The organism is Variovorax boronicumulans, assembly GCF_019352895.1.
Taxonomy (GTDB): Bacteria; Pseudomonadota; Gammaproteobacteria; order Burkholderiales; family Burkholderiaceae_C; genus Variovorax; species Variovorax boronicumulans_A.
Map to the genome: position 1 here is coordinate 84,524 of NZ_JAAAFX010000004.1, position 26,499 is coordinate 111,022.

Below are 26,499 nucleotides of genomic sequence, written 5' to 3' on the forward strand. Positions count from 1 at the left end.
CATGCGTGCCACGCACGGCCGGCACCTTGCAGCAGTCGTTGCGATCGTGGCCGCCTTGCTGGCCGGCTGCGCGCCGCTGAAGCCCACGGCGGCGCCCGATGCGACCGCCACGCCGGGCGCGGCCGCCGAGGCCGAGACACCCATCGCGCCGACCTCCGCGGTCGAGCCCGTGCGGCTGATCACCAACCAGACCCCGGCCGTGCGCGCCTACCGCAAGCTGGGCTCGGGCCAGATCTACAAGACCTATCCGACGCGCATCTACAAGGGCAAGATCCCGCCGCTGGTCTATGCGGTGGTGGTGGTCGAGACCGACATCGACGCCACGGGCAAGGTGATCAACGTGGGCTTCAGCCGCCGGCCCAGCCATGCGCCCGAGGTGCCGGACATGATCGCCGAGCTGATCCGCAAGGCCTCGCCCCTGCCCCCGCCGGGCCGGCTGGGTGCGCACACCTATGTCGACACCTGGCTCTGGGACAAGAGCGGCAACTTCCAGCTCGACTCGCGCACGCTGGGTCAGAGAAGCCGCTGACCTTGCCCCACCCCCCGAAGGCTTCGCGCACTGCGTGTCGCTTAGCCCTCCCCCCTCAAGGGGGCCACACCGGCGGACCGGCGGAGCCGGTTCCGCAGCATCGCCCCACCCCCGAAGGCTTCGCGCACTGCGTGTCGCTTCGCCCTTCCCCCTCAAGGGGGCAACACCGGCGGCCCGGCGAAGCCGGTTCCGCAGCATCGCCCCACCCCCGAAGGCTTCGCGCACTGCGTGTCGCTTCGCCCTTCCCCCTCAAGGGGGCAACACCGGCGGCCCGGCGAAGCCGGTTCCGCGGTGTTCCGCGCGCAGACAGAGGTGGCTAGGAGATAGCGGATTACTCCAGGCCCAGTTCCTGGATCTTGCGGGTGATGGTGTTGCGGCCGATGCCGAGCTTCTGCGCGGCCTCGATGCGGCGACCGCGCGTGCTGGCCAGCGCCGTGAGGATCAGGCGCGATTCGAAGCGGCGCGACAGCACCTCCCAGACATCGGTGCGACCCGCGGACAGCAGGCTCTGCGCCTCGCTCTCGAGGCCGTTTTCCCAGGCCGAGACCGCGCCCGACTCGCTCGTGGCGCCGGTCGCCATGCCCACCGACGTGGCGGCAGCGGTCGACAGAAAATCGGCCTCGCCCGGCTCGGCGGCGAGCGCTGGCGACGGCAGCACAGGCGCATGGGCCGACGCCGCCGCAGCCACTTCCACCTGCGGCCCCGCCATCACTTCCGGCGGCAGGTCCTTGGTTTCGATGACTTGCGCCGGCGCCATCACGGTCAGCCAGTGGCAGATGTTCTCGAGCTGGCGCACGTTGCCCGGAAAGCCGAAGGTCGCAAGCTGCGTCAGGGCGGCATCGGAGATGCGCTTGGGCTCGACGCCCAGCTGCTTGGCGCTCTGCTGCAGGAAATGGCGCGTGAGCGCGGGCACGTCCTCGCCGCGCTCGCGCAGCGCGGGCAGCCGCAAGCGGATCACGTTGAGCCGATGGAACAAGTCTTCGCGGAAGCCGCCGAGCTTGACGCGCTGCTCGAGGTCCTGGTGGGTGGCGGCGATCACGCGCACGTTGGCCTTGACCGAGTTGTGGCCGCCCACGCGATAGAAGTGCCCGTCGCTCAGCACGCGCAGCAGACGCGTCTGCAGGTCGAAGGGCATGTCGCCGATCTCGTCGAGGAACAGCGTGCCGCCCTCGGCCTGCTCGAAGCGGCCGCGGCGCATGGTCTGCGCGCCGGTGAACGCGCCGCGCTCGTGGCCGAAGAGTTCGCTCTCGAGCAGGTCCTTGGGGATCGCCGCGGTGTTGATGGCCACGAAGGGACCGCTGGCGCGCGGCGAGTGCTTGTGCAGCGCGCGTGCGACCAGTTCCTTGCCCGAGCCCGATTCGCCGGTGATCAGCACCGTCACGTTGCTCTGCGCCAGCCGGCCGATGGCGCGGAACACATCCTGCATTGCGGGCGCCTGCCCCAGCATCTCGGGGGCGGCCGCCATGCGCTCCTCGGCCACCTCCTCGCGCTGGCTCTCGCCGACAGCGCGGCGGATGAGTTCGACCGCGCGCGGCAGGTCGAAGGGCTTGGGCAGGTACTCGAAGGCACCGCCCTGGAAGGCCGAAACCGCACTGTCGAGGTCGGAGAAGGCCGTCATGATGATGACGGGCAGGCCGGGGTGCTTGGCCTTGATCTTGTCGAGCAGGTCGAGCCCCGAGCCGCCCGGCATGCGGATGTCGCTCACCAGCACCTGCGGGCCCTGCTGTTCGTCGTCGTCGGCGAGCTCGAGCGCGGCCAGCACTTCGCGTGCGTTGGTGAAGCTGCGCGTGGGCAGGTCTTCGCGCAGCAATGCCTTCTCCAGCACGAAGCGGATCGATTGGTCGTCATCTACTATCCAGATCGGCTTCATGCAACTCCTTGTCGTCTTGCTGCTACGGCAGCGGTATCAATATCTTGAAATCGGTCCGGCCGGGCACGCTGTCGCACTCGATGACCCCATGGTGCTGTTGCACGAAGGTCTGCGCCAGCGTCAATCCGAGGCCTGTTCCGCCATCCCTGCCCGACACCAGCGGATAGAAGATGCGGTCCTTGATGGCATCGGGTACACCCGGTCCGTTGTCGATGACATGCAATTCCAATGCCAGTCGATACCACTGCTTGTTGAAGATGACCTGGCGCGCGATCCGGGTCTTGAAAGTGATGCACGCATCGCCGGCCGCGCGGCGCTCGACCAGGGCCTGCGCGGCGTTGTGGACGATGTTGAGCGTGGCCTGGATCAGTTGCTCGCGGTCGCCTCGGAACTCGGGGATCGACACGTCGAAATCCCGCTCGATGTGCAGGTCGCGCGGGAACTCCGCCAGGATCACCGAGCGCACGCGCTCGCAGACCTCGTGAATGTTGACGTCGCCCACCACGTGCGGGCGGCGGTGCGGCGCGAGCAGCCGGTCGACCAGCGTCTGGAGCCGGTCGGCCTCGTGGATGATGACCTGCGTGTATTCGATGAGGTCGCGCGACTCGACCTCCATCTGCAGCAGCTGCGCCGCGCCGCGGATGCCGCCCAGCGGGTTCTTGATCTCGTGGGCCAGGTTGCGGATCAGTTCCTTGTTGGCCTGCGCCTGGTCGATCAGCCGCTCCTCGCGGTCCTGGCGGACCTGCTGCTCGAGCGGCGAAAGTTCGATGATCAGCTCGCCCGGCTTGTCGCCCTGCGCAAGCGTGACCTGCACCGGCATCAGCTCATGGTTGACGCGCCGCAGGAAGGCTTCGTAGCGCAAGGTCGCGAAGTCGTTGCTGCGGGCGCCGTCGATGGCGGTGCGCAGCACCTGCGGCTCCTGGAAGCAGGCGCCGAACTGCGAGCCCTCGAGCGTGCGGCGCGAGGTGCCCAGCGCATCCTCGAGCGCGGCGTTGGCGAACAGCACCGAGCCGTCGTCCTTGACCACCGCGATGAGCGTGGCCAGCAGGTCGAAGGGCTGGAAGCGCTTGAGCGAAGAGGCTGTCTTGCCGAAAGCCATGTCAGTTGGCCGCCGCGGGCAGACGCCCGATCTCGCGGCGGATGCCGGCGATGTCACTCTCGTTGCGGGCGATCTCGGCCTTCATCTCGGCCACGCGGTCGAGGTACTTCTGATAGTTGCGCGCCTCGCCACCCTGCTTCTCGGGCTCGCCGTTGTTGTAGTCCTTGAGCAGTTCGGCCTGGCGCGACTCCGCCTTGCGCAGCTCCGACTGGAGCACCGAGCGGGCCTCGCCATCGCGCGCGCGCTGCTCCGTGCCTTCCACGCGCGGGCTGCCGGCCGGGGCACGGGCGGCACCGCCGCCACCCGACGAAGCGGCTGCGCCCGGGGGCCGCGCCCCCTGAACGATGGTGACGTTGCCGCCTTCCATGACCTTGCAGCCGCGCTTCTGCGCATCGGCGGCGTTGTTGGTGTATTCGTTGCCGCAGCGCCAGACGCGCTCCTGGGCCTGGGCCGGCAACAGGGCGGGCGGAAGAATCAACAGCAGTGGGAAAAGTAGTTTCTTCATGGTCCTGGGAAGTCTGGGCGCGAAGCAAAGGGCATTTTGATGCAATTCGAGCAAGGCCCTGCCCTGGTGTTCCCCTCCAATGAAAAAGGACGGCCGGGGCCGTCCTTTCAAATCACCAGCGCTGCGTCCACCTGGCGCAAGCTCCCTTCGTGAAACACCGAGGAACCGGCTACGCCGGTCCTCAGGTGTCGCCCCCGGCAGGGGGCGGGAGAAGCGACACGCAGCGCGCGAAGCCTGGGGCGAGCCTCTTACAGCGAGTAGTACATGTCGAATTCGACCGGGTGCGTGGCCATGCGCAGGCGCGTGACTTCCTGCATCTTCAGGTCGATGTAGGCATCGATGTACGAGTCGGTGAACACGCCACCCTTGGTCAGGAAGGCGCGGTCCTTGTCGAGTGCTTCCAGCGCCTGGTCGAGGCTGTGGCAGACGGTCGGGATCAGCGCGTCTTCTTCCGGCGGCAGATGGTACAGGTCCTTGGTGGCGGCTTCGCCCGGATCGATCTTGTTCTCGACGCCGTCGAGACCGGCCATCAGCAGCGCGGCGAAACCGAGGTACGGGTTCATCAGCGGATCGGGGAAGCGTGCCTCGACGCGACGGCCCTTGGGGTTGGCCACGAACGGGATGCGGATCGATGCCGAACGGTTCTTGGCCGAGTAGGCCAGCTTCACCGGGGCTTCGAAGCCGGGCACCAGGCGCTTGTAGCTGTTGGTGCCGGGGTTCGTGATGGCGTTCAGGGCACGGGCGTGCTTGATGATGCCGCCGATGTAGTGCAGCGCGAATTCCGACAGGCCTGCGTAGCCGTCACCGGCGAACAGGTTCTTGCCGTCCTTCCAGACCGACTGGTGCACGTGCATGCCCGAGCCGTTGTCGCCGACGATGGGCTTGGGCATGAAGGTGGCGGTCTTGCCGTAGGCATGGGCCACGTTCTGGATCACGTACTTCTGCAGCTGGACCCAGTCGGCGCGCTGGACCAGCGTGCTGAACTTGGTGCCGAGTTCCATCTGGCCGGCGTTGGCCACTTCGTGGTGATGCACTTCGACCGGGATGCCCAGGGCTTCGAGCACCAGGCACATTTCCGAGCGCATGTCCTGGAAGCTGTCGACCGGCGGCACCGGGAAGTAGCCGCCCTTGACGGCCGGGCGATGACCCGTGTTGCCGTGCTCGTATTCCTTGTCGGTGTTCCAGGAGGCTTCTTCGGAGTCGATCTTGACGAAGCAACCCGACATGTCGTTCTTCCAGCGAACGCTGTCGAACACGAAGAATTCGGGTTCCGGTCCGAAGAAGGCGGTGTCGCCCAGGCCCGAGGCCTTCATGTACGCCTCGGCGCGCTTGGCCAGCGAGCGCGGATCGCGATCGTAGGCCTTGCCGTCGGCGGGATCGATCACGTCGCAGGTCAGGATCAGCGTCGTCTCTTCAAAGAAGGGATCGATGTTGGCGGTGTTCGGGTCGGGCATGAGCTGCATGTCCGAAGCCTCGATGCCCTTCCAACCTGCGATCGACGAACCGTCGAACGCATGACCCGAAGTGAACTTGTCTTCATCGAAATGCGACACCGGCACAGTCACGTGCTGCTCTTTGCCGCGGGTGTCGGTGAATCGGAAGTCGATGAACTTGACCTCGTTTTCCTTGACGAGCTTCAGTACATCGGCGACGGTCTTTGCCATCAATTTCTCCTGGTTGAAAGGGTAGGGGTTGGAAATACGTACGCAAGGGAATGCAGGTTCTGTGCCATTGCGGGGCATCCCGAATGCGGCTCTTTCGGGCCTTGCGCCCCGTCAGAGAGAGAAAAACACGCTAATTTGGTGCAAGGCATCCTAACGCACCATTTCAGGGCCAAGCCGTGCATCAAAAGCGTGCAGGCCGTCGATCAGCTGGCGATAGGCCGCCTCGAGGCGCACCGATTCGCCCTTGACGCCCAGTTCGATGTGCCGCCCGTACTCGGGATGGTCGACGCTCGGCAGGCTGAACACCTTGACGCCCGCATGGGTCGCCTCGATGGCCAGCATCAGCGGCGTGAGGGTCGCCTCCATGGCGCCGAACACGATCACCGACTTCTCGGCCGCCTGGCCCTGTGCGAACAGCGGCGCATAGCGCTCGTCGAGCACCGATTCGATCATCGGCCAGGCCATGACCGGAAAACCCGGCACGAAGTGCACGTCGCCCACGCTGAAGCCCGGGATCTTGTTGTAGGGGTTGCGGATGATCTCGGCGGTGGCCGGGAACACGCCCATGTTCAGGCGATGGATGTTGTCCGGGCGCTCGGGTTCGTAGACCGTGCCCTGCTCGCGCGCCGTGTCCTGCATGCGCTCGCGGATCAGCTGCTCGGCCTCGGGATGCAGCACCAGCGGCACGCCCAGCGCGGCGGCCGCGCACTGGCGCGTGTGGTCGTCGGGCGTCGCGCCGATGCCGCCGGTCGAGAACACGATGTCGCCCGAGGCGAAGGCCCGCGCCAGCGCGGCCGTGATGCGCTCGGGCACATCGCCGACGTACTCGGCCCAGGCCAGCGAGAGGCCGCGTGCGGCCAGCAGCTCGATGACCTTGGGCATGTGCTTGTCCAGGCGCTTGCCGGAGAGGATTTCGTCGCCGACGACGATCAGGCCGAAATTGCGGCTCATGGTGGGTGTCCGATCAGGAAGAAGGGCCGGGCACTGGCGCGGCCTCTTCGGAGGAAAGAAGGGGCGCCGCGGCGCTCGCGCGCTCGAGCCGCAGCTGGGCCAGCGCGTCGAGGCTGTAGTGCGCGAACCACAGGGCGGAGAAGGCGAACACCAGCGTGTAGATCCAGATCGCCAGCGGCACCAGCACGAAGAAGGCGGCGGCGAACAGCAGGCCCGACGCCCAGACGATGCTGGGCGCCGCGCCCAGGTAGCCGCACAGCACGCCGATGGTCAGCAGCGGCAGCCGGTGCCGGCTCAGCAGTGCCTGGCGTTCCTCGGGATTGGCATGCTCGGCCAGCGCATCGAAGCTCATCACGCGGTAGGTGAGCCAGCCCCAGATCAGCGGCGGCAGGATCAGCACCAGCGGCGGGATCAGCCACAGCGGCATCGACACCACCAGTGCCAGCAGCGCCAGCACGGTGAAGGCCAGCGAGCGCAGCACGCTGCCGATGAAGGACGCGCCCTTCTTGCGCTCCAGGGTCGGGAAGCGGCGCTCGGCCACCAGCCGCGTGAGCGGCCCGGCCATCATGCCGGCGACGATCAGCAGCGACACCAGCACGATCAGCGGCGTGGCGGCGAAGATCACCACCAGCGGCGCCAGCATCGACGGCACGTCGCTGGAGAACAGTCCGCCGATCCAGCCCCAGAAACTCGACAGCATCGGCCAGGCGTCGAGCGCCTCGCGCGTCCAGGCCACGCTGGCGCTCCAGAAGAAGTAGCCGAAACCCGCCGCCAGCAGCACCATCAGGGCCAGCGGCAGCAGCGACAGCAGGATCACCCGGGGCCGCATGCAGTAGGCGACGGCACGCCAGAAGGAGTCGAGAAGAAGTGGCATGGGGTGCCGAGGATAACGCCGTCGCGCGACGGCGTGTCGAACGCGGGCCGGCGTGGCCTCAGCCGCGCCCGACCAGCCGGCGCAAGCCGTGCCACTGCTGCGACCAGAAGCCGCTGCCGTAGTCGCGCAGGCGCCCCTGCGCATCGGGCTCGACCTGGTCGCGGATGCCGGTGGCGTCGTAGCGCGGCTCGAAGTTCACGGTGCGAAACAGCATGTCCCACCAGGGCAGCAGCACGCCGAAGTTGTGGCCCCCGAGCGTCTGCGGGCCCTTCGATTCGTGGCCGATGCCGATCGCATGGTGCAGCCGATGGAAGCGCGGGCTGATCCACAGCCGCTCGCCGATCGCGCCGAAGCTCCAGCGCAGGTTGGCATGCTGCAGGCTTTCGCTGAGCTGGGTGAAGGCCACGATGGCGATGAACTGCCCGGGCGCCACGCCGATCAGCTGCGCGACGATGACGATGATCACGTCGTGGATCACGTCGTCGAGCAGGTGGTTGCGGTTGTCGCTCCACATGGTCATCTGGCGCTGCGAATGGTGCAGCGAATGCAGGCTCCACCACCAGTTGAAGCGATGCTGGCCGCGGTGGATCAGGTACTCGACGAAGTCCAGCACCACCAGGTACACCGCGAACGCGACCCAGGGCACGTCGGTGATGCCGGGCCAGAGCTCGTCCAGGTGCAGCGAGCCCCAGCCGGCGCCGCGCAGCAGCCCCAGGCCGTCGTCGAACACCGGCTGCAGCAAGAAGAAGATGCCCAGGCGGAACAGCCCGAGCCGATGGACCAGCGTGTAGAGCACGTCGGTGCGGATCGCGCGCCGGTCCACCACCGGCTCGACCGGCTTCCAGCGCTGCAGCGGCCCGATCACCGCGATCAGGATGGCGACCTGGATCAGGCCGACCAGCAGCCAGCCGGTGGCGTCGAAGGCGTCCTCGACCCAGCCACCCAGCCCGACCGCATAGACCAGCGGCTGCACCACGGCCTCGAAAAGCCATTGCTGGCAGCCGGCAAAAAGATCAGTCAACCATTCCATACCGTGTCCACGCGGGCGTTCAGGGGCGTCAGGGGTGGGAGGCGATCCAGGCAGCGTACTGCGGATGCTGGCGCAGCGTCTGGAAGCAGAAGCCCTTGGCCTTGAGGCCGACGATCAGCGGTTCCAGCACGGCCGGCGCCCAGGGGTCCTTGCGCGACCAGATGCCCAGGTGCGCCAGCAGGATGTCGCCGCTGCGGATCTTGTCGAGCGCCTGCTGCAGCAGTTTGTCGTTGCTGAAGGTCTCGCTGGGCAGTTCGTCGCCCAGGAAGCCCGCGGGCGCCCAGCCCACGTATGCGTAACCGCAGGCCTTGGCGGCCGCCAGCAGCTTGGGCGAGGTCTTGCCGCCCGGCGCGCGGAACAGCGGCAGCGGCTTCTTGCCCGTGATGTGCTGCAGCCGCTCGCTGGCCTTGGCGATGTTCTCGCAGTACTTGGCTGCGCTCCAGGTGAACTCGCGCCCGGCCAGGGCGCCCGCCGAGGGCCGGACGCGGAACTGGGGCTCGGTGCCGCGCACGTCGCCGCGCCAGTAGACGTGGTCGTAGGTGTGCGAGGCGAATTCGTTGCCCTCGGCCGCCCTCGCCTTCCACCAGGGCGCCCAGTGGTTGTCGAGGCTGTCGCCGTCGGTCTGCGTGCGCTCGGCCGCGCCGAAGAAGGTCACGCGCACGTCCTGGCGCTTGAGCACCTCGGCAATCAGCGGCGCCACGCCCATGTGGCCGGTGTCGAAGGTCAGGTACAGCGGCTTTTCGCACCTGGCCTGGGCCACCGCGCCACCCGCCACGCTCAGGGCCAGCAGCCCGGCGACGAGACGGCGGCGCGCCAGGCGCTCAGCGCTTGGCATGGTCCAGGGTCCACACGCCATGCGGCGAGCGCCCGACATTGACCTGCCGCACGACCTTTCGACTCACCAGGTCGATCACGCTGAGCTTCTTGGCCCAGCGCGAGGTGACGTAGAGCGTCTTGCCGTCGGCCGACAGGTCCATGCAGTCGGGGCCGCCGGGCACGGCGTAGCTCTCGATCACCTGCAGGGTCTTGAGGTCGATGCGGCTCACGGTGTTGGCCACGCGGTTGCTCACGAACACGCTCAGGCCGTCGCCGGCCGAGCGGAAGGCATGCGCGCCCTTGCCGGTCGGGATCTTGCCGACGATCTTGGGCTGCGGGCCGGCCACGTCGAACACCTGGACGCCGTCGCTGCCGGTCAGGCCGACCAGCAGCGTGCGGTCGTTGTGGACGCCGAAGATGTCCGCCGGCATCGGGCCGGTGGCGGTGCGCCACTTGATGGTCTGCGTGGGCAGGTCGACCGCGATGAGCTCGTCGCTGTCCTGCATGGTCACGTAGGCGATGGTGCTGGTGGCGTCGATCCAGATGTGGCTGGGCGTCTTGCCGGTGACGATGCGCTTGGCGAGCTTGAGGTCCTTGCCGTCCCAGCGGTAGATGTCGACGTGGTTCAGGCGGTTGGCCGCCGTGACGAACCACTTCATGTCGCGCGAGAACTGCAGCTGGTACGGATCGATGATGCCGTAGACCACGCGCTGCACTTCGGCCGTGCGCGGGTTCAGGAAGGTCAGCGAGTCGCCGGCGGAATTGGCCACGATGACCGACTTCTCGTCGGGCGTCATGTAGATGTGGTGCGGCTCCTTGCCGGTCGGGATGCGCTGCTTCTCGGTCCAGGTGAGCGGATCCACCACGCTGACCGTGGCGTCCAGCGAATTCAGGACGAACAGCGGGGGCGGCGATGGCGGGGCGGCCGCGGCGGGCAGCACCTGGAAGGCGCAGGCCAGGAAAAAGGCCGCGAGGCGGCCGGTCGGGGGTGCAATGAATCGCAAGGGAAAGCTTCCGTGACAGCAGTCTGAACGATAACGTACCAGCCTTGCCTGTGGCTGACCGCGCGCACGCAAAAAGCTGCCGCGCCCCCTATTCCGTCACCCTTTGCGCGTCACCCTTTGGATCGGGCGGTGCGCAGGGCCTCCACTTCCTCGGCCGTGAGCCAGCGCCACTGGCCCGGCGCCATGGCCTCGGGCAGCGCCAGGCCGCCGATGCGCGAACGGTGCAGCGCCTCGACCCGGTTGCCCACGGCCGCGACCATGCGCTTGACCTGGTGGTACTTGCCTTCGGTCAGGGTCAGGCGCAGGTGCAGCGGCCCGACCGCCTCGCAGGCCGCGGCGCGCACCGGCTTCGGATCGTCGTCGAGCACCACGCCGTCGAGCAGCTTCTGCACCTGGGCCTCGTCCAGCGGATGCTTGACCGTGACCTCGTACACCTTGGGCACATGGTGCTTGGGCGATCCCATGCGGTGGATGAACTGGCCGTCGTCGGTCAGCAGCAGCAGGCCGGTGGTGTCCTGGTCGAGCCGGCCGATGGCCTGCACGCCCTGCACCGCGCCCTTGTTGGGGCGCAGCCGCAGCGGCGAGGGCAGCAGGGTGTAGATGCTGGGCCAGGTCGAGGGCTTCTGCGAGCACTCGGTGCCGGCCGGCTTGTGCAGCAGCACATAGGCCTTGTCGTGGTATTCCCAGGCCGTGCCCTGTACGGTGAAGGGCATGCCCTCGGTCACGGCGATGTCCTGGCCGGCGTCGGTGACGGGTTCGCCCGCCACCGTCACGAAACCTTGCTGGACCAGGCCGGCGCAGACGCGTCGCGTGCCGAAGCCCTGGGTGTAGAGGATGTCCTGCAGATGCATCGAAAGAAAAGCGGCCGCGCGGGGCGGCCGTCGAGAAGTTGAAAAAGAAGGGTCAGTAACCGAGCGCCAGGCCCGAATTGCGCCGCGGATCGTTGGCGCCGTAGAAGCGATTGTTGCCGACCGGCTTGCCGCCCAGCGAGGGCGCCCCCACGATGATCGCCGCCAGATGGTTGGCCGGCTGCGGCACGCCCAGGTTGTGGCCCATGTCGACCAGGATCTTGCGCGTATCGGGCGACAGCGCAAAGGTCTCGACGTTGGTCACGTCGGGCAGCCATTGCTGGTGGAAGCGCGGCGCGTCGACCGCCTCCTGCACGTTCATGCCGTAGTCGACCACGTTCAGGATGGTGTGCAGCACCGCCGTGATGATCCGGCTGCCGCCCGGCGTGCCGACCACGAACACCGGCTTGCCGTCCTTGCTCACGATGGTCGGGCTCATCGAGCTCAGCGGGCGCTTGCCCGGGGCGATGGCGTTGGCCTCGCCCTGCACCAGGCCGTACATGTTGGGCACGCCGATCTTCGAGGTGAAGTCGTCCATCTCGTTGTTGAGCAGCACGCCGGTCTTGGCCGCCGTGACCTTGGCGCCGAACCAGTCGTTGAGCGTGTAGGTCACCGAGGCCGCGTTGCCCCACTGGTCGGTGATCGAGTAGTGGGTGGTGTTGCTGCCTTCATGCGGCGCGACGCCCGGCTTGATGTCCTTCGACACGCCGGCCTTGTTCGGATCGATCACGGCGCGGATCTTCTCGGCGTAGCCCTTGTCGAGCAGGCGGTCGAGCGGGTTCTTCACGAAATCGGGGTCGCCCAGGTAGCTGTTGCGATCGACGTAGGCATGGCGCATGGCCTCGATCTGGTAGTGCACCGACTGCGCCGAGCGGAAGCCCAGGTCCTTGAGCGGGTAGCCCTCGAGGATGTTGAGCATCTCGCAGATCACCACGCCGCCCGAGCTCGGCGGCGGCGCCGAGACCACGCGGTAGCCGCGGTAGTCGCATTCCACCGGCGCCAGCTCGCGCGTCTTGTACTGGTCGAGGTCGGCCTGTGTGAGGATGCCCTTGCCGGCCTGGCTCGACGCCACGATGGCGCTGCCGACCCAGCCCTTGTAGAAGCCGTCGGTGCCCTTGGCGCTGATCGCCTTCAAGGTCTTGGCCAGGTCCTTCTGCACCAGCTTCTGGCCGACCGCGAAGGGCTGGCCCTTGTTGAGGAAGATCGCCCCCGACACCGGATCCTTCTGAAAATCGGCGGTGGCGGTCTGGAACATGTCGATGTCGCCCTGGTCGAGCGCGAAGCCCTTCTCGGCCAGTGCGATCGAGGGCGCGATCAGCGCGGCGCGCGACAGGGTGCCGTATTTCTCGCGTGCGTACTCCATGCCCGACACCGTGCCGGGCACGCCCACGGCCAGGTGGCCATTGGTGCTCAGGCCCTTGATGACGTTGCCCTCCTTGTCGAGGTACATGTTGGCCGTGGCCGCCAGCGGTGCCTTCTCGCGGAAATCGAGGAAGGTCTTGCGGCCGTCGGCCAACTGCAGCGTCATGAAGCCGCCGCCGCCGAGGTTGCCCGCGGCCGGGTAGACCACGGCCAGCGCGTAGCCCACGGCGACCGCCGCGTCGACCGCGTTGCCGCCCTTTCGGAGCACATCGACACCGACCTGCGAGGCCAGGTGCTGCGCCGTCACGACCATGCCGTTGGGCGCCGCGACCGGCGCGACCGAGGCGGCATGCAGGGGCGCCGCGGCGGCCAGCACGACCGCGGCCGCAACCGTGAGGCGCAGCGGGGAAGTCCATAGGCGTGTCGTCATGTTGTCTCTTCCTTCTGGTTGGATCAAAAAAACGGGGACTTCAGGCGGTGAGCAGGCCCTTGCGCCGCAGTTCCTCGAGCGCGCGCGCCACCTGCTCATCGGCGAAGGGGCGCAGGGCACCGGGGTCGCGCAGCGGCGCGCCGTCCGCATGGAAGCTCAGGCGGTCCGCCCTCGCCTCGCCGACCAGGTGCTCGGCCAGCGCCGCATGGTCGTGCGCGCCGTCGAGCAGCGGCAGCAGACAGCGTTCGACCGGCGACAGCGCGACCTGCTCGTGCCAGAGGTTGCAGACGATGGCCGAGGGCCCCGCCGCGAGCGGCAGGCCCGGGTCCAGCCGCACCGCGGGCAGCGCGCGCGGCCGCGCCGAGACCTGCGCCGCCAGTTCGATCGGGCTGAGCCGAATGCGCACCGCGCCCAGGATCAGCAGCTCCTCGAGCAGCGCCATCACCAGCGCCTCGACCTGGGCCGCCGGCGCACCGGTGTGGCGGCACGCCTCGGCGACCAGCACTTCGGGCGGCACCGCAGCGGGATAGTGCCGGTCGAGCACCTGCGCCACGACCTTGTGCAGCGGCACCCGCAAGCTGACCTTGATGTTGCGGATCGCGGTGCAGCGCTGCTCGGGCCCGTCGAGCGCGATGGCCGCGCCGTCGTCGGGCCGGAACACGCCCGCATAGGACAGCGCACGCAGGCGCGCGGCGTCGATGCCGTAGCGGATGCCGCCGGCGCGCGCCTGCTTGACCAGCAGCGTCTGGCGGAAGGTGCGGTTGACCAGGAAGTCGAGGTACTGCTCGATCATGAGCTGGCTGCCGCCGCATTCGCGCAGCAAGGGCTCGCGCACCTTCTCTGCGTAGTTCTGCACGAACATGGTCGAGGGCTCGGCATCGGCAAGGTAGGCCAGTCCGTGGTGCTCGGCGCGCTCGACGAACTGCTTGAAGTAGCACGGCGCGTTGCAGGGCTCGAGGAACTCGTGAATGAGATAGGAGCTGTTCTGCGTGCGCACGATCGGCATCGTCTCCTCGAGCGTCTTCTTGAGCACGCTGTCGGGGCGCGCCGATGCCTCGAGGAAGTCGAGCATGCCGCGTGCGTAGGCCAGCTTCTCCGCCGGCAGTTCGCGCGGCCCGCCGCGCAGGATCATCGCGTCGCGCACGATCTCGCGCGCCTTCCAGCCCGGGTAGACGTTGTAGCTGACGTAGGCCACGCCGTGGGGTGCGAGGTTCTCGGAGCACACGCGCAGGATCGCGTCCTGCACCGACGGCGGCACCCAGCTGTAGACGCCATGGCAGATGATGTAGTCGAACTGGCCGAAGGAGGCATCGATCTCGGAGATGTCGAAGGCCCGCAACTCGACATTGCCGAGCCGAGCCCGGCCGATCGCCTGCACGCCCTGGGCCACCTGCACGCTGGAGAGGTCCACGCCCAGGGCACTGCTTTGTGGATGGCGCGCGGCGAAGGGCAGCAGATTGCCGCCCGACGCACAGCCCAGCTCCAGCACCCGCGCCTGCGCCGGCGGCCGGCTCTCGAGCCCGAACAGGAAGGCCAGCGCTTCCAGATGCTCCGCCGCGGTCTGCGGAAACGGATGGGAGTCGTAGGGCACCGCATCGTAGTAGTCGGTGAGCACGGTGGTCAGGTCGTCCGGCATGGGTCTCCTCCGTTGAATGAATCAATCTGGAATCCGCGCACTATAGCGGCAGCCCCCCGCCGTCGCGAGGCCCGCTGCGTCACCAACCGATGCTTTCGTTTACAGCCCATTTACCGCGCGGACAACTTCAGGCGCCCGCCCGGTGGCCCACTCTCTGCATGCACGAAAGCCCACACGCGCCCCGTGCCCTGGCGGGGTGGCCCGACGCATTCCGACACCGCCTTGCGAGCCGGCCATGCTGAGCAGCACGAACGCCACCATCTTCACGGAGTTCCGCTTCTGGGCGCTCGTCTCGTTCTCGCTCGTGCTGCCGAGCGCCATCTTCTTCACGCTGTTCGTGCGGCGCGCGTTCTCGAAGACGACCGTGCTCGTCTTCGGCCTGCTGCTGGTGGCGATGGCCAGCGTGGACCTGGTGCTGCTGCGCGCGCTGTCGAGCGCCGCCCTGGCCACGCCCTCGCTGGCCGACGATCGGGTCTTCGCATCGGAACTCTCGATTGCGCTCTACATCCTGCCGGCCGCCTTCGGCACCCTGGGCATCAACATGGCCTCGCATGTGCTCATGCACTACCTGCGCAAGAAGGAACAGCGCTTCGAGGCGGCGCATCCCGCTGCGGCCCTGCCGATCGTCGTGCGGGCGGTGCGCCGCGGGAGCCGACCGATCGGCACGGCTCTGGCGGCCGAGGCCCGAAGCCAGGCCTTGCAGGTCGGCCTGCGCGACACACCGCGGCTCAGGACAGGCGTGACGCCCTCCCCTCGTCCGCCACAGCGGGCCGGCGTCACGAGGCGGGCCGGAAGACGCGCACGGCGCTGGTAGGCGGGCCACTGCGGCGCGTTGCCAGCGGGCGTCCATGGCCGCTCAGTTCAGCCGGCAACTGACCCGCTCGACACCCCGGTCGGGCGGCTCGTCGAATCCGGCCTCCAGCCCGTGCTTGCGCATGAAGGCCAGCATCCGCAGGTTGACGTCGAGCACGTCGCCGTAGAGATGGCGCAGGCCGGCATTGCGCGCGCCGGCCACGAGCACCGCCATCAAGCGGTTCGCGACCCCCGAGCCCTGCCATCCGTCGAGCACGCTCAGGGCCAGTTCGGCGCTGCCGCGCTCGGGGTCCGCGACGAACCAGCCGGCCTCGCCGACGATCTCCTCGCCGTGGCGGCCCCAGGTGCAGGCCACCCAGGCCGCATGCCGGATGCCATCGGCGTTGACCAGGTAGGCCACCAGCTTGGGCGACGCGCCGCTCACGCCGCCATGGAAGCGATTTCGCCGCGACGGCGCGCTCAGCCCCAGCAGGAATTCCTGCATGGTCTGCGCGTCTTCCGAGCGCACGCGACGGACGAAGACGATGGGTCGAACGGGTGATTTCATGGTGGCGCACTCGGGGTGAATTCTCGAAAAGGTCAGGGCCCGGCAACGCCAGGCGGTTCATGCACCAGGCAGAGCAGCGTCACGTCGTCGTGCGGCTCGAACACGCCCACATGCACCGCCAGCTGCGTGCACACGGCGTCGACCACGGCCTGCGCGGACGCGGCCGGCCGCGCCAGCGCCTGCCCGAGCGCCTCTTCGCCATACGGCCCCGAAGCGCCCTGCGCCTCGGTCACGCCGTCGGTGTACAGCAGCAGCCGGGCGCCCGGCGGCAGCGTCAGGGTCTGCACGGCGCAACGCTTGCCGGGCAGCAGGCCCACGGCCGGCCCGGTGATGCCGAGCCGCAGCGCGCCGCCGCCGTCCGCCGCCTGGACAAAGGGTGCTTCATGGCCGGCATTGAGGTAGTGCATGCGCCCGCTTCCGGGTGCCAGGATGGCGAAGAACAAGGTGGCGAACATGTTTTCATGGCCGTGCACCGTGGCGATGTAGTCGTTGACGAAAGCCACGCTGCGCACCAGCGTGGCGGGCAGCGCCTCGTCGGGCGTCGCCTGGCTGGCCATGGCCCGCAGCAGCGTACGGAACAGCGCCATGTAGAGCGCCGCGCCGACCCCCTTGTCGCAGACGTCGGCGACCACGAAGGCCAGCGCCCCGCCCGGCAAGGCATAGGCGTCGTAGAAGTCGCCGCCGACCTGCCGGGCCGGCGTGCAGCAGGCGCCCAGCGACCACCCCGCCAGGCTCGGCAACGCGGCCGGCAGGAAGCCCTGCTGGATGCGCTGGCCGATCTGCAGTTCGCGCGACAACGCCTGCAGCAGCTGGCTCTTGTGGTCCTGCAGCCGTTTCTTCGCCAGCGACGATTCGATGCGCGCCTGCAGCACCACCGGGTTGAAGGGCTTGGGCAGGTAGTCGTCGGCGCCGAGTTCCAGACAACGCACCACGCTGTCGCTCTCGTCGATGGCCGAGACCATCACCACCGGCAGTTGCGCCGACGCGGGCGCAGCGCGGATGTGCCGCAGCGTCTCGTAGCCGTCCATCTCGGGCATGGTGATGTCGAGCAGCACCAGGTCCCAAGCCTGCTCGCGCAGCTTCTCCAGCGCATCGCGTCCGTTGACGGCCAGGCCGGCCTCGTGGCCCAGACGCTGGACGCGGCGCGACAGCAGATCGCGATTGATCTCCAGATCGTCCACCACCAGGATGCGCATCGGGCGCTCTGCAGGCGCCATGGGCGTGGGCATCATGCGATGGGTCCCCTCGTTGCCGGCCACGCGCTCACGCCGCGACCGCGTTGAGGCGTTCGCGGTCCGCGTCGAGCAGCGCGCGCAGGTAGGGCAGCTGCTGCAGGGCGGCCTGCTCGCCTTCCTCGATGATGTAGGGCACCTTGTCGGTGTCGAACAGGCGCACGCGCTGCTTGAACTGCGGCAGGATCAGGATCATCTCGGAATGGTGTGCCGCGCTCTGGAAAGCCAGGCGCGAGTGCAGCAGGTTGTTCGCCAGGATCGCGCTGAGCTGGGCCGCGAAGCGACCGGCACTGCGGATGTTCTCCTGGTAAGGGCTGTCGAAGCCGACCGCGACGATCACGCGGCTGCCGTTCTTCATCGCCACGCTGACCGGCAGCGGGTCGGCCATGTAGCCGTCGACCAGCAGCCGGCCGCCCAGCTTCACCGGCGCGAAGGCCAGCGGCAGCGAGACGCTGGCGCGGATCGCATCGACCATGTCGCCGCGCGTGATGTCGACCAGCTCGCCGTTCATGAAGTCGGTGGCCGTGATGTGCAGCGGAATCGGTGTGTCCTCGATGCGCCGCTGCCCGAAGACCTCGTGGAAGGCGGCGACCATCGGCGCATCGTCGCGCAGGCCGAAGTTGTCCGCGCGCAAACCGAACAGCCGGGGCGCCAGCAGCCGCAGGAAGCCCATGTGGTTGCGCTTCGAGGTCATCTTGCGGGTCCAGGTGCGCAGCGTGATGTCCGTCATCCGGGGCGCGTCGAAGCCGAGCGCGACGCCGGCCGCGAACAGCGCACCGCCGCTGCAACCGACCACGCGATCGATGCCGATGCCGGCCTCGGTCAGCGCCTTGACCACGCCGATGGAGGCCGCGCACTTGACACTGCCCGAGCCGATCACCAGCGTCACCGCCGGCCCCTGGAGCGGTTCGCGCTTCATGCGAGCTCCGTGAAGCTCTCCACCGCGTGGCGCACGTCGGGGAAGAGCTGGAGGATGCTGGTGAAGCCCGCGATCTCGAGCACGCGCCGGACCTGCGGCTGCACCGCGGCGATGCGCAGATCGCCCCCGGCCAGACGGCAGCTCTTGACGGTGCCCAGCAAGGACCGCAGCCCGGCGCTGCTGGTGTAGTTCACCAGCGCGAAGTCGGCGACCAGGCGCACCTGGCCCTGGGCGATCGATTCCGCGAAGCGTTGGGTCAGCTCGTCGGCGTTGAGGCTGTCCACGCTGCCGGTGATGGCCAGGACGAGGATGGTGCCGTGGGGGGTGGTGGCGATTTGCAAGCGCGTTCTCCTGGAGTCCATGGGTGTCAACGGGATGCCGGCGGCATCAGGTATTTCTCGACGGTGAGGACGTTGCCGCGCAGCGGATGGCGCTGGTAGTGCTGGCGGTCGGACAGCTGCCGGATCAGGTGCACGCCCAGGCCGCCCGGCACCCTTGCCTCGGCCGCCGCGGCGGTCTCGACCGGGGCGACCGACAGCGGGTCGAAGGGTCGTCCCTGGTCCTCGACGCTCAGCACGATGCGGCGCGGGCCGCCGTCGCGCACCATGCGGACCTCGAGCGCCATCGGGCCGCCCTGACCTGCCGGATAGGCGTGGTGCATGACGTTGACGCAGGCTTCCTCGGCGATGAGCCGAAGGTCGTGGCGCGCCGGCTCGTCGATCTGCTCGCGACGGCACACGGCGGCCACCAGGCCCAGCAGCAAGGGCAGCCTGGCCAGCGTCGCGTCGCAGGCGATGCGATCGGACGCGCCCGCGGGTCCGGTGCGGGGGGCCGTCATGCGACGCCTCCGGATCGGGGGCCGGACGCGTCGTCTCTCGGCCTGCCGGGCTGCGGCAGCCAGACGCTGAAGCAGGAGCCCGCGCCGGGCGTGCTGCGGACCGTGATGTCGCCGCCCATCAGGCGGCACAGGCGGCGGCTGATCGCCAGGCCCAGGCCGCTGCCGCCGAAGGCACGCGTGCTGCCCTCGTCGGCCTGCAGGAAGGGCTGGAACAGCCGGTCGATCTCCCCGGACGTGAGGCCGATGCCGGTGTCCTCGACATCGAAGCGCACGTCCCGATCGCCGGCTGGCCGCTCATGCACCGACACATGCAGCCGCACGTGGCCGTGGGTCGTGAACTTGGCCGCGTTCGACACCAGCGCGATCAGCACCTGCCGCAGGCGCTGCGCATCCACATGGATCAGCGCCAGGCCCGGCGCCACGTCGACCTGCAGGCGATTGCCGTTGGCGCCCAGCAGCGGCTGCACGGCGGCCTCGACCGAGGCCAGCAGGCCGCGCAGGTCGCAGTCCTCGGGGTGGAGCTGGAGCTTGTCGGCGTCGAGCCGGGTCAGGTCCAGCACGGCGTTGATCATCGACAGCAGTTCCTTCGCCGCATGCTTGATGCGCCCCAGATCGGCCCGCGCCGCCGGGGGCGTGCTGTCGGCCAGTTCCTCGTCGAGCAGTTCGGCATAGCCGATCACGGCATTGAGCGGCGTTCGCAGCTCGTGGCTCATGTTCGCCAGGAAGGCGCTCTTGGCCTTGTGGGCCTGCTCCGCCAGCTGCCGCGCCTGTTCGAGATGCACGGCCTGGGCCTCGATCTCGCGGTTGCGCTCCTCCAATGCGGCGCGCGCCCTGGCGGTGCGCAGCGATTCGGAGTGCACCGCGTGGCCGAAGAGCGACAGGTAGAGCATCGCCGCCGCGGCCGACAGCGCGATGGTCAGCAGCGAGGTGTCGGGTCGCACTTCGAAGCCGGTGGCGGCGGCCCCCGCCACCACCCCCAGGCCCATGGCCAGCAGGCCGCGCAACGCATGCCGCACACCACCCGACCCGACGTTGGAGGCGTGCATCGCGCCGCCCAGCGCGACGATGATCCAGAGATTGAAGCCCGAGAGGCCGCCGTAGGCACCGATGAGGAATGAATCGACGAGCAGCGCGCGCATCTCGCTGCGCCGGCTGTCGACGGCCCGGCAGCTCAGCCGGTAGGCCACATGCGGCCAGGCCAGCATGACCACCAGCGCACACCACAGCGCCGCCGGCGGGCGCGTGGTGAAGACCGAGCCGAGCAGCAGCGCGGCGGCCAGGTGGGCGCCGATGCGCACCGGGTAGTTCACCCGGACCCCGCCGTAGAGATGTCGTTGCCTGGGTGACGCCCTGCCGTCCGCGCCCGGCGCTTCCGGCACCCTGTCGACGCCCGCCACAGGCAGGCCAGGCGACGCCGTCACAGCAGTCCTTCGATCTTCGCCACCAGGCGCTCGAGGTCGATCGGCTTGGTGTCGAAATCGTCGCAGCCTGCGTCCAGCGCGCGCTGGCGGTCGCCCTCCATCGCGTGGGCGGTGAGCGCGATCACCGGGATCGATCGCAGATCCGGGATGGCCTTCAACCGGCGCGTGGCCTCCCAGCCGTCCATGATCGGCAGGCTCATGTCCATCAGGATCAGTGCCGGCCCGGCGCTCGCGGCCAGGCTCAGGGCTTGCGCGCCGTCGAGTGCCATCACCACCTCGTAGCCGCGCCGCCACAGCCGGCGGGACAGCATGTCCCGGTTGAGTTCGTTGTCCTCGACCAGCAGGATCTTCGGCATGTCAATCCACGCGCTCTCTGGCGACGACCGGCAGTTGCGCGCGCACCGTCGCGCAGAACAGGCTGCCCGTGCCCGGCGTGCTGATGGCGCTCACGTCGCCGCCCAGCAGCCGACACAGGCGCCGGCTGATGGCCAGTCCCAACCCCGTGCCGCCGTACTTGCGCGTCGTCTCGGCATCGGCCTGCACGAAAGGCTGGAACAGCCGGCCCAGCTGCGAGGGCGTCATGCCGATCCCGGTGTCGCTGACCTCGAAGACCACCGTGGGCTCGCCACGCGCGTCGAGACCGCCGGCGGCCGCGATCACGATCGCGCCGTCGCTGGTGAACTTGGCCGCATTCGACACCAGGTTGATCAGCACCTGGCGCAGCTTCGTCAGGTCGGACTGCAGCGGGCCCAGGCCCGGCGCGCGGTAGACCTGCAGGCTGTTGCGGTTGACGGCCACCAGCGGCTGGGTGGTCGAGACCACCTGGTCCAGCAGTTCGGCCAGGTCGAAGGACTCGACGTGCAGCTCCATCCTGTCGGCCTCGATCTTTGAGAGGTCGAGCACGTCGTTGATCATCTGCAGCAGATGCCGCGCGGCCCCCTTGATGCGGCCCAGGTCGGCCAGCGGGGCGGCGTGGTCGCCGCGCGCCGCGAAGTCCTCCTCCAGCATCTCGGTGTAGCCGATCACCGCATTGAGCGGCGTGCGCAACTCGTGACTCATGTTGGCCAGAAAGGTGCTTTTGGTGAGGTTGGCCGTCTCGGCCTGCTCACGGGCCCGCTCGGCGATCGTCCGGGCCTGCTCCGCGGCGACCCTGGCCAGCTCGAGGTCGGCCTTCTGCTGCTCGATGACCTGGTTGCGCGCGTGAACGGCGCGCTTGGCGCGGATGGCCTGGCGCGTCTGGAAATGGGAGGCCAGGCCGAAGGCGGCCGTGTAGGTGACGACGGCCAGCGCCGTCATCGCCTGCGCCAGCAGCGGAACCGGCAACACCTCGAAGCCGGTGTGCAGTCCCGCGCCCAGGATGCCCAGCACGAAGCACCCGGCCCCCATCAGGCCCAGCCGCAGCCCGCCGATGCTCAGATTGGCGGCGTTGATGGCGGTGAAGGACACCACGCAGATCCACGGGTCCAGGCCGGTCAGCGACGTGAACACGCCCATGAGGACGCTGTCGACCAGCAGGTTGCGCCGCTCGGCCGCCTTGCTGTCGCGCGCACGGCTCGCGACCTGATAGGCCAGGTGCGGCCACAGCAAGGCGATGCCGCACATCAGCACCACGACGCCGATGGGCATGGCCCGCAGTTGCAGCACCGCCAGCGCCACGGCGCCGAAGAATCCGTGCCCGACCACGCGCAGCCCGTAGTCCAGGCGCACGGTCGGGTGCACGCGCTGCGGTGCGCGCGGGAAAGGCAGGTCGTGCGAGGCGGTGTTCAAGAAAAAACTCTGTGCGGATCGGCGGGATGGCGTCTTGGGGGTGCCGCTCAGAACCTGCGAATGCGGTTCGTCCGGCGCTCACTCTCCCCTCGAGCCCACGCAATTGCGACCCGGCATGGCCCTGGGCGTGTGGTGGGGCGGCCGGATTTTAATACGTATTACTTTTGGTTGGCAAAGTTGTTTTTTTCGGCTTGAAGCACGCGGGAAGGGCTGGCGCAAAACGCGCCGGACAAGACCGGTCGGCCGCATGCATCGGCTCTCGGGGGGCGCGCAGCGCAAGGGGTATCGGCTGGAGCGCGGACACGCGGACATAGGGGCGTCGCAGGCCGCGAAAAGCGGCATGCGATGGCGGCTGCGGTGGCCCCGACAGCGCCGAGCCTGGCCCGTCGCCTACAGCGGCTCGATGCGCGCGGCCGCTGCCAAGGCCTGCAGCTTCACGACGTCCGTCGCGTAGAAGCGTGCAGCGTCGGCGAGGGACATCGGTGACGGGACGCTCCCCCCCGCGACATCGATGGCCTTGCGGACGTCCGGGTGATCCAGCGCGTCCGCGACCACCTTGTGCAGCTGCTGGCTGACACCTTCGCTCGTTACAGCCGGGATCAGCAGGCCGACCCAGATGCCGGGCCGGCCGAAGGCGGGGGCCGACCGGCTTTCGTCGAAGGTCGGGGCGACAGGGAAGCGCCCGAGGCGCCGCGCGGACGTGACGCCCAGCACCTTCATCCGGCCGCCGGCGACCATGCTGCCCAGCAGCGCATCCACGGGCAGCATGGTGAAGTCGATCACCCCGCCCTGCAGGTCCGTCAGCAGCGGCACGCCGCCGCGGTAGGGCACGTGCATGGCCCGCGCACCCGTGGCCCAGAGCAGCTTCTGCGTCACCAGGTGGAACAGGGAACCCTGCCCCGTGCTGCCGTAGCTCAGCGGCCGGCCGACGCCCTCGCGCGACAAGGCGACGAGTTCGTCCAGGTTGTCGGCGGGCAGGTCGCTGCGCGCATACAGCGCCAGCGGCGAATCGTTGAGCAAACCCAGGAGCCGGAAATCGCTGGCCTTGTACCGGACCGCGCGCAGGGTCAGCGGCGCCAGCACGGTCTCGGAGGGCGATCCGACGAAGAGCGTGGAACCATCGGGCGCGGCCGCCAGCAGCCGATGGGCGGCAATGGAGCCGCTGGCCCCGGCGATGTTCTCGACCACCGCGACGCGCCCCAAGCCGCGCCCGAGCGCGGGCGCGACGGCGCGCGCAAAGACATCCGTGATGCCACCGGCGGGCTGCGCGACAAGAAGGGTGAGGTGGCCGGCACGGGATTGGGCATGAAGGGACGGCGTGGCCACGAGCGACGATGCGCTCAGCCCCGACAGGGTGAACGCACGACGTGAGATGTTCATGGAGAAATCCTCGTTCTTGCGGGCATCATCCCATCCGAGGCCACGACGCTCACATCGAGCGCACCATAATGCGAATTATGGATTGATATTCAGCATGAAGAATCCAAAAACCAGCACCCCCAAGGCCGCCGCGCCCCCTGCTGCGCCGGCCGCTACCGGCGGCAAGCCCAAGCCGCCGCGCACGCCGACCCGACGTCCCACGCAGCGCGACATCGCCGTCGCCACGGGCATGTCGCAGACCGCCGTGTCCCTGGTGCTCAATCGCGTGGAGCCCTGCACGGTGTCCGAAGACGCGCGCCAACGCATCCTGCAGGCCGCGCAACGGCTCGGCTATGTGCCCAACCGGATGGCCCGCAATCTGCAGTCCGCGCGCACGCACACGCTGGCCTGCATCGTGCCGGACATCACGAACCCGACCTATCCGGCGCTGATACGGGGCTTCCAGTCCGCCGCCGATGCGGCCGGATACGACACCATGATCTTCGACACCGACGGCACGCCCGAGCGCGAACGCCGGGCGCTCCAGTGGCTCGCGCAGGGACATGTCGACGGCGTGCTGGCGACGTTCTTCCACGTCGACGAAGCCGAGTTGCTCGAGACCGTGCGCGGCGGCATGGCCATCGTCCAGGTGGTGAGCCAGGCCTACAAGCCGTCGGGCGAGATCGACAAGGTCTACATCGACAACGCGGCGGCGGCGAAGGCCATGACGCAGGTGCTGATCGACAAGGGGCACGAGCGCATCGCCATGCTGTCCTGCCCGATGGGGCCGGGTGCGGAGCGCCAACGCGGCTTCCAGGCAGCGATGCGAAAGGCCAGGCTGTCCCCCTGCTTCATCGCGGTCGACGATTTCACGCAGGCCGCGGGCGCGCGCGCCATGGCGGCCGAACTCGCCGGCGACTTTCCCTACAGCGCGGTGTTCGCGGCCAACGACCTGCTGGCCATCGGTGCCATGGCCGCGCTGCGCACGGCGGGACGACGCATTCCCGAGGACGTCGCGGTGGCCGGCTTCGACGACATCCCGGCCGCGCAGTTGCTGCTTCCGGCACTGACCACCGTGCGCCGATCCGAGCAGGCCATGGGCCGCTTCGCGGCCGATCTGCTGATCGCCCGCCTGGACGGCCCCGATGCGAACCGGCCCGGCCGTGGCTTCGAACAGCCGTTCCAGCTGGTCCTGCGCGATTCAGCCTGAGCCTCCGCCGCGTCGCCTGGCGACGGAGGCGGCGTGGCAGCGCCTTCGTCCCCGCAACACATCCGATTGCGTAAAGTCACCGAGGCTTTACAGCGCTGTCATCAAGACGGCCGCCTTGCCGGGCGAACATCTGTCGTCATCCTCGGTATTCGGCCGGCACGCGCCGGCGGATGTCGCAAGAACAGGAGAGCGCATGACATCCATTGCAACACCCCTGGGGGCCCCATCGCCTGCAGGCCAGGCGCCGGCGTCCGACATGGCGATTCCCGCGCTGGTGGCGCAGGTCTATGAATCGGCGCCGATGGAAGCGCGCTGCCACCTGCTCGAAACGCTGCTCAAGCCGCTGGGCATCCTGTCTCTGGTGGCGATCGCCAACGGCGTCTTCGCGAAGATCCGCTTTCGCACGGCGGGGCACGAGCTCCGCGTGCGCGCCGACGACCTTCAGAACGTCCATCCGGCCGACCTGGTGGCGCTGGTCCATCATGCCCAGCAGGTCAGCGTCGAGACCGTCGACAGCCTGGTGTCCCTGCTCACCAGCTCGGGCAGCGTGGCGAGCTCCTCGGCGGCAGCGCTGCTGATCGGTCTGCTGGTGCAACGCGCCTGGTCGCGGCGCAACGGGCGCGCCACATCGCTCGATACCTCCCTCGACCCGGAGTGAGCGGGCCGCGTCACGCCGAGCTGGCCCGGCGCCGGCTTCGCGCGCGCGTCCCCGTACCTTCCTGCTTGCATCTTCAGCGTCGCAATGCACCGAGTGTTTTGAAGGCGTCCCGCACGCAGTCCGCCATCCGGTTCGCAAGGAAGCCGGCCGGAAAATGGTCGGACTTCACGCAGTAGCTGTGGAACTCCGTCTTCGCGGAGAACGCGATCTCACGCACGCCCGGCATGCGAAGCGAGCGTGACACCAGCGGGTTCACGATCGAGACGCCAAGCCCCTTCCCCACCATGGCGCAGATGGTCGCGGCGTAGGGCGTCTCGATGGAAAGAACCCGCGTGTCGTTGACGAAATGGCGATCGATCGTGGCCCGGTTGAAGCTGCCCGAGGGCAGGGAGATGAAGTTCTCGCCGTCGAAATCGGCGGGCTTGAGCGTCTTGCGCGCGGCCAGCCGGTGCGCGCTGCCGACGATCGCCACGCCGCGCGCGGTGTGGATGCGTTCGTAGCGCAGGCCCGGCAGATCGGTGGGGATCGAGCAGAAGCCGATGTCGCAGAAGCCGCTCGCCGACCATTTGGCAACCACGTCGGAGCCGCCCATCTTGACCACGATCCGCACGTCCGGGAACGCGGCCCTGAACAGCCGGATGGCCTCCGGCAGCACGAACTCGGTGATCGACCCCACGGCCCCCACCCGCAGCAGCCCCGTGCCGCGCTGCAGGATCGACTCCGCGCTGCTGCCCAGCGACTCCAGGCCGATGAAGGCGCGCTCCACCTCTGTGTAGAAGGCCTCCGCCTCGGGGGTCGGGATCAGCCGGGTCCCGTTGCGCTGGAACAGCCCGAAGCCCACCTGGCGCTCCAGCAGTGCGATCCAGCGGCTCACGTTGGGCTGCGAGGTGTGAAGAAGACCCGCCGCCGTGGTCATGGAACGCGTCTTCATGACCGCACGGAAGGCCTCGACCTGCTTGAAGTTCATCTCTGTCTCTCTGTGCCGGGGCGTTGGCTCGAACGCCGACCGATGGGCTTTCTCGATGCCCGACCAGCATATCAAAAATGCATCCGTCAAAGAGAAATGCTGATTTGACGCATGGCAGGCCCGGCAGGAGACTGAGGCCTTCTATACGAG

At 68.6% G+C, this 26,499-nt stretch carries 26 protein-coding genes; 4 read left to right on the forward strand and 22 right to left on the reverse strand.

Annotation, left to right across the window (positions count from 1 at the left end; translation table 11 throughout):
* Position 1: 1 nt before the first annotated feature.
* On the forward strand, positions 2–529 hold the full coding sequence (locus K0H49_RS02035) for a hypothetical protein (RefSeq protein ID WP_219209487.1): 528 nt from the start codon (positions 2–4) through the stop codon (positions 527–529).
* A gap of 331 nt (positions 530–860) precedes the next feature.
* Here K0H49_RS02035 and ntrC read toward each other — a convergent pair whose 3' ends face one another.
* The 12 genes from ntrC to K0H49_RS02095 form a co-directional block, all read right to left on the reverse strand.
* Entirely contained in the window at positions 861–2,399 is a 1,539-nt protein-coding gene (gene ntrC, locus K0H49_RS02040; protein ID WP_219209488.1) for a nitrogen regulation protein NR(I), read from the reverse strand.
* 22 nt (positions 2,400–2,421) lie between these two features.
* Positions 2,422–3,498: a nitrogen regulation protein NR(II) gene (gene glnL / locus K0H49_RS02045; protein ID WP_219209489.1), complete on the reverse strand. Its 1,077-nt coding sequence runs from the start codon at positions 3,496–3,498 to the stop codon at positions 2,422–2,424.
* Position 3,499: 1 nt separating this feature from the next.
* Positions 3,500–4,003 (reverse strand): hypothetical protein, encoded by a 504-nt coding sequence (locus tag K0H49_RS02050; protein ID WP_219209490.1) that lies wholly within the window; start codon positions 4,001–4,003, stop codon positions 3,500–3,502.
* Between the two features lie 248 nt (positions 4,004–4,251).
* Positions 4,252–5,667 (reverse strand): type I glutamate--ammonia ligase, encoded by a 1,416-nt coding sequence (glnA, locus tag K0H49_RS02055; protein ID WP_219209491.1) that lies wholly within the window; start codon positions 5,665–5,667, stop codon positions 4,252–4,254.
* Between the two features lie 150 nt (positions 5,668–5,817).
* Complete coding sequence (locus K0H49_RS02060) at positions 5,818–6,618, reverse strand: competence/damage-inducible protein A (protein ID WP_219209492.1); 801 nt, start codon at positions 6,616–6,618, stop codon at positions 5,818–5,820.
* A 13-nt stretch (positions 6,619–6,631) separates the two neighbouring features.
* Positions 6,632–7,492, reverse strand: coding sequence for an EI24 domain-containing protein (locus tag K0H49_RS02065; RefSeq protein WP_219209493.1), 861 nt, complete (start codon positions 7,490–7,492; stop codon positions 6,632–6,634).
* A gap of 58 nt (positions 7,493–7,550) precedes the next feature.
* A complete protein-coding gene (locus tag K0H49_RS02070) occupies positions 7,551–8,522 on the reverse strand; it encodes a sterol desaturase family protein (protein ID WP_219209494.1) in 972 nt (323 codons plus the stop codon).
* 28 nt (positions 8,523–8,550) lie between these two features.
* On the reverse strand, positions 8,551–9,357 hold the full coding sequence (locus K0H49_RS02075) for a polysaccharide deacetylase family protein (protein ID WP_219209495.1): 807 nt from the start codon (positions 9,355–9,357) through the stop codon (positions 8,551–8,553).
* The gene (locus tag K0H49_RS02080) at positions 9,344–10,342 is read right to left on the reverse strand and encodes a YncE family protein (protein WP_219209496.1); all 999 of its coding nucleotides are present in this window, start codon (positions 10,340–10,342) and stop codon (positions 9,344–9,346) included. The genes K0H49_RS02075 and K0H49_RS02080 overlap by 14 nt, the downstream gene beginning before the upstream one ends.
* A 110-nt stretch (positions 10,343–10,452) precedes the next feature.
* On the reverse strand, positions 10,453–11,193 hold the full coding sequence (locus tag K0H49_RS02085) for a pseudouridine synthase (protein ID WP_219209497.1): 741 nt from the start codon (positions 11,191–11,193) through the stop codon (positions 10,453–10,455).
* A 52-nt stretch (positions 11,194–11,245) separates the two neighbouring features.
* The gene (ggt, locus tag K0H49_RS02090) at positions 11,246–12,865 is read right to left on the reverse strand and encodes a gamma-glutamyltransferase (protein WP_257624701.1); all 1,620 of its coding nucleotides are present in this window, start codon (positions 12,863–12,865) and stop codon (positions 11,246–11,248) included.
* A gap of 157 nt (positions 12,866–13,022) precedes the next feature.
* On the reverse strand, positions 13,023–14,618 hold the full coding sequence (locus K0H49_RS02095) for a methyltransferase regulatory domain-containing protein (RefSeq protein WP_219209499.1): 1,596 nt from the start codon (positions 14,616–14,618) through the stop codon (positions 13,023–13,025).
* A gap of 235 nt (positions 14,619–14,853) precedes the next feature.
* Between K0H49_RS02095 and K0H49_RS30460 the strand changes: the two genes are divergently transcribed.
* Positions 14,854–15,432, forward strand: coding sequence for a hypothetical protein (locus K0H49_RS30460; protein ID WP_257624561.1), 579 nt, complete (start codon positions 14,854–14,856; stop codon positions 15,430–15,432).
* Positions 15,433–15,474: 42 nt separating this feature from the next.
* On the opposite strand, the gene K0H49_RS02105 is transcribed toward K0H49_RS30460, so the two are convergent.
* From K0H49_RS02105 to K0H49_RS02145, 9 genes are all read right to left on the reverse strand, one after another.
* Positions 15,475–15,978, reverse strand: coding sequence for a GNAT family N-acetyltransferase (locus K0H49_RS02105; protein ID WP_219209500.1), 504 nt, complete (start codon positions 15,976–15,978; stop codon positions 15,475–15,477).
* Positions 15,979–16,010: 32 nt separating this feature from the next.
* Positions 16,011–17,210, reverse strand: coding sequence for a PP2C family protein-serine/threonine phosphatase (locus tag K0H49_RS02110; protein ID WP_219209501.1), 1,200 nt, complete (start codon positions 17,208–17,210; stop codon positions 16,011–16,013).
* Between the two features lie 31 nt (positions 17,211–17,241).
* On the reverse strand, positions 17,242–18,129 hold the full coding sequence (locus K0H49_RS02115; protein WP_219209502.1) for a patatin-like phospholipase family protein: 888 nt from the start codon (positions 18,127–18,129) through the stop codon (positions 17,242–17,244).
* Positions 18,126–18,470 carry an STAS domain-containing protein gene (locus K0H49_RS02120; RefSeq protein WP_219209503.1) on the reverse strand — a complete coding sequence of 115 codons (345 nt, stop codon included), beginning with the start codon at positions 18,468–18,470 and terminating at the stop codon, positions 18,126–18,128. Before K0H49_RS02120 ends, K0H49_RS02115 begins: the two co-directional genes overlap by 4 nt.
* A 26-nt stretch (positions 18,471–18,496) precedes the next feature.
* Complete coding sequence (locus K0H49_RS02125; protein WP_219209504.1) at positions 18,497–18,967, reverse strand: ATP-binding protein; 471 nt, start codon at positions 18,965–18,967, stop codon at positions 18,497–18,499.
* The gene (locus tag K0H49_RS02130; protein WP_219209505.1) at positions 18,964–20,277 is read right to left on the reverse strand and encodes an ATP-binding protein; all 1,314 of its coding nucleotides are present in this window, start codon (positions 20,275–20,277) and stop codon (positions 18,964–18,966) included. Before K0H49_RS02130 ends, K0H49_RS02125 begins: the two co-directional genes overlap by 4 nt.
* Positions 20,278–20,384: 107 nt before the next feature.
* Complete coding sequence (locus K0H49_RS02135) at positions 20,385–20,744, reverse strand: response regulator (RefSeq protein ID WP_219209506.1); 360 nt, start codon at positions 20,742–20,744, stop codon at positions 20,385–20,387.
* A 1-nt stretch (position 20,745) separates the two neighbouring features.
* Positions 20,746–22,155 (reverse strand): ATP-binding protein, encoded by a 1,410-nt coding sequence (locus tag K0H49_RS02140; protein WP_219209507.1) that lies wholly within the window; start codon positions 22,153–22,155, stop codon positions 20,746–20,748.
* Positions 22,156–22,545: 390 nt separating this feature from the next.
* Entirely contained in the window at positions 22,546–23,535 is a 990-nt protein-coding gene (locus K0H49_RS02145; RefSeq protein ID WP_219209508.1) for a Bug family tripartite tricarboxylate transporter substrate binding protein, read from the reverse strand.
* A gap of 94 nt (positions 23,536–23,629) precedes the next feature.
* Here K0H49_RS02145 and K0H49_RS02150 point away from each other — a divergent pair, with 94 nt between their 5' ends.
* Both K0H49_RS02150 and K0H49_RS02155 read left to right on the forward strand, forming a co-directional pair.
* Positions 23,630–24,724 (forward strand): LacI family DNA-binding transcriptional regulator, encoded by a 1,095-nt coding sequence (locus tag K0H49_RS02150; protein WP_219209509.1) that lies wholly within the window; start codon positions 23,630–23,632, stop codon positions 24,722–24,724.
* Between the two features lie 193 nt (positions 24,725–24,917).
* Complete coding sequence (locus K0H49_RS02155; RefSeq protein WP_219209510.1) at positions 24,918–25,382, forward strand: hypothetical protein; 465 nt, start codon at positions 24,918–24,920, stop codon at positions 25,380–25,382.
* A gap of 73 nt (positions 25,383–25,455) precedes the next feature.
* Here the strand turns inward: K0H49_RS02155 and K0H49_RS02160 are convergent, their stop codons facing one another.
* Entirely contained in the window at positions 25,456–26,349 is an 894-nt protein-coding gene (locus K0H49_RS02160; protein WP_219209511.1) for a LysR substrate-binding domain-containing protein, read from the reverse strand.
* Positions 26,350–26,499 lie beyond the last annotated feature (150 nt).

Coding starts and splice junctions, on each gene's coding strand:
- K0H49_RS02035 (WP_219209487.1), top strand. CDS start 2: ATGCGTGCCACGCACGGCCGGCACCTTGCAGCAGTCGTTGCGATCGTG.
- ntrC (WP_219209488.1), bottom strand. CDS start 2,399: ATGAAGCCGATCTGGATAGTAGATGACGACCAATCGATCCGCTTCGTG.
- glnL (WP_219209489.1), bottom strand. CDS start 3,498: ATGGCTTTCGGCAAGACAGCCTCTTCGCTCAAGCGCTTCCAGCCCTTC.
- K0H49_RS02050 (WP_219209490.1), bottom strand. CDS start 4,003: ATGAAGAAACTACTTTTCCCACTGCTGTTGATTCTTCCGCCCGCCCTG.
- glnA (WP_219209491.1), bottom strand. CDS start 5,667: ATGGCAAAGACCGTCGCCGATGTACTGAAGCTCGTCAAGGAAAACGAG.
- K0H49_RS02060 (WP_219209492.1), bottom strand. CDS start 6,618: ATGAGCCGCAATTTCGGCCTGATCGTCGTCGGCGACGAAATCCTCTCC.
- K0H49_RS02065 (WP_219209493.1), bottom strand. CDS start 7,492: ATGCCACTTCTTCTCGACTCCTTCTGGCGTGCCGTCGCCTACTGCATG.
- K0H49_RS02070 (WP_219209494.1), bottom strand. CDS start 8,522: ATGGAATGGTTGACTGATCTTTTTGCCGGCTGCCAGCAATGGCTTTTC.
- K0H49_RS02075 (WP_219209495.1), bottom strand. CDS start 9,357: ATGCCAAGCGCTGAGCGCCTGGCGCGCCGCCGTCTCGTCGCCGGGCTG.
- K0H49_RS02085 (WP_219209497.1), bottom strand. CDS start 11,193: ATGCATCTGCAGGACATCCTCTACACCCAGGGCTTCGGCACGCGACGC.
- ggt (WP_257624701.1), bottom strand. CDS start 12,865: ATGGTCGTGACGGCGCAGCACCTGGCCTCGCAGGTCGGTGTCGATGTG.
- K0H49_RS02095 (WP_219209499.1), bottom strand. CDS start 14,618: ATGCCGGACGACCTGACCACCGTGCTCACCGACTACTACGATGCGGTG.
- K0H49_RS30460 (WP_257624561.1), top strand. CDS start 14,854: ATGCTGAGCAGCACGAACGCCACCATCTTCACGGAGTTCCGCTTCTGG.
- K0H49_RS02105 (WP_219209500.1), bottom strand. CDS start 15,978: ATGAAATCACCCGTTCGACCCATCGTCTTCGTCCGTCGCGTGCGCTCG.
- K0H49_RS02110 (WP_219209501.1), bottom strand. CDS start 17,210: ATGATGCCCACGCCCATGGCGCCTGCAGAGCGCCCGATGCGCATCCTG.
- K0H49_RS02115 (WP_219209502.1), bottom strand. CDS start 18,129: ATGAAGCGCGAACCGCTCCAGGGGCCGGCGGTGACGCTGGTGATCGGC.
- K0H49_RS02125 (WP_219209504.1), bottom strand. CDS start 18,967: ATGACGGCCCCCCGCACCGGACCCGCGGGCGCGTCCGATCGCATCGCC.
- K0H49_RS02135 (WP_219209506.1), bottom strand. CDS start 20,744: ATGCCGAAGATCCTGCTGGTCGAGGACAACGAACTCAACCGGGACATG.
- K0H49_RS02145 (WP_219209508.1), bottom strand. CDS start 23,535: ATGAACATCTCACGTCGTGCGTTCACCCTGTCGGGGCTGAGCGCATCG.
- K0H49_RS02150 (WP_219209509.1), top strand. CDS start 23,630: ATGAAGAATCCAAAAACCAGCACCCCCAAGGCCGCCGCGCCCCCTGCT.
- K0H49_RS02155 (WP_219209510.1), top strand. CDS start 24,918: ATGACATCCATTGCAACACCCCTGGGGGCCCCATCGCCTGCAGGCCAG.
- K0H49_RS02160 (WP_219209511.1), bottom strand. CDS start 26,349: ATGAACTTCAAGCAGGTCGAGGCCTTCCGTGCGGTCATGAAGACGCGT.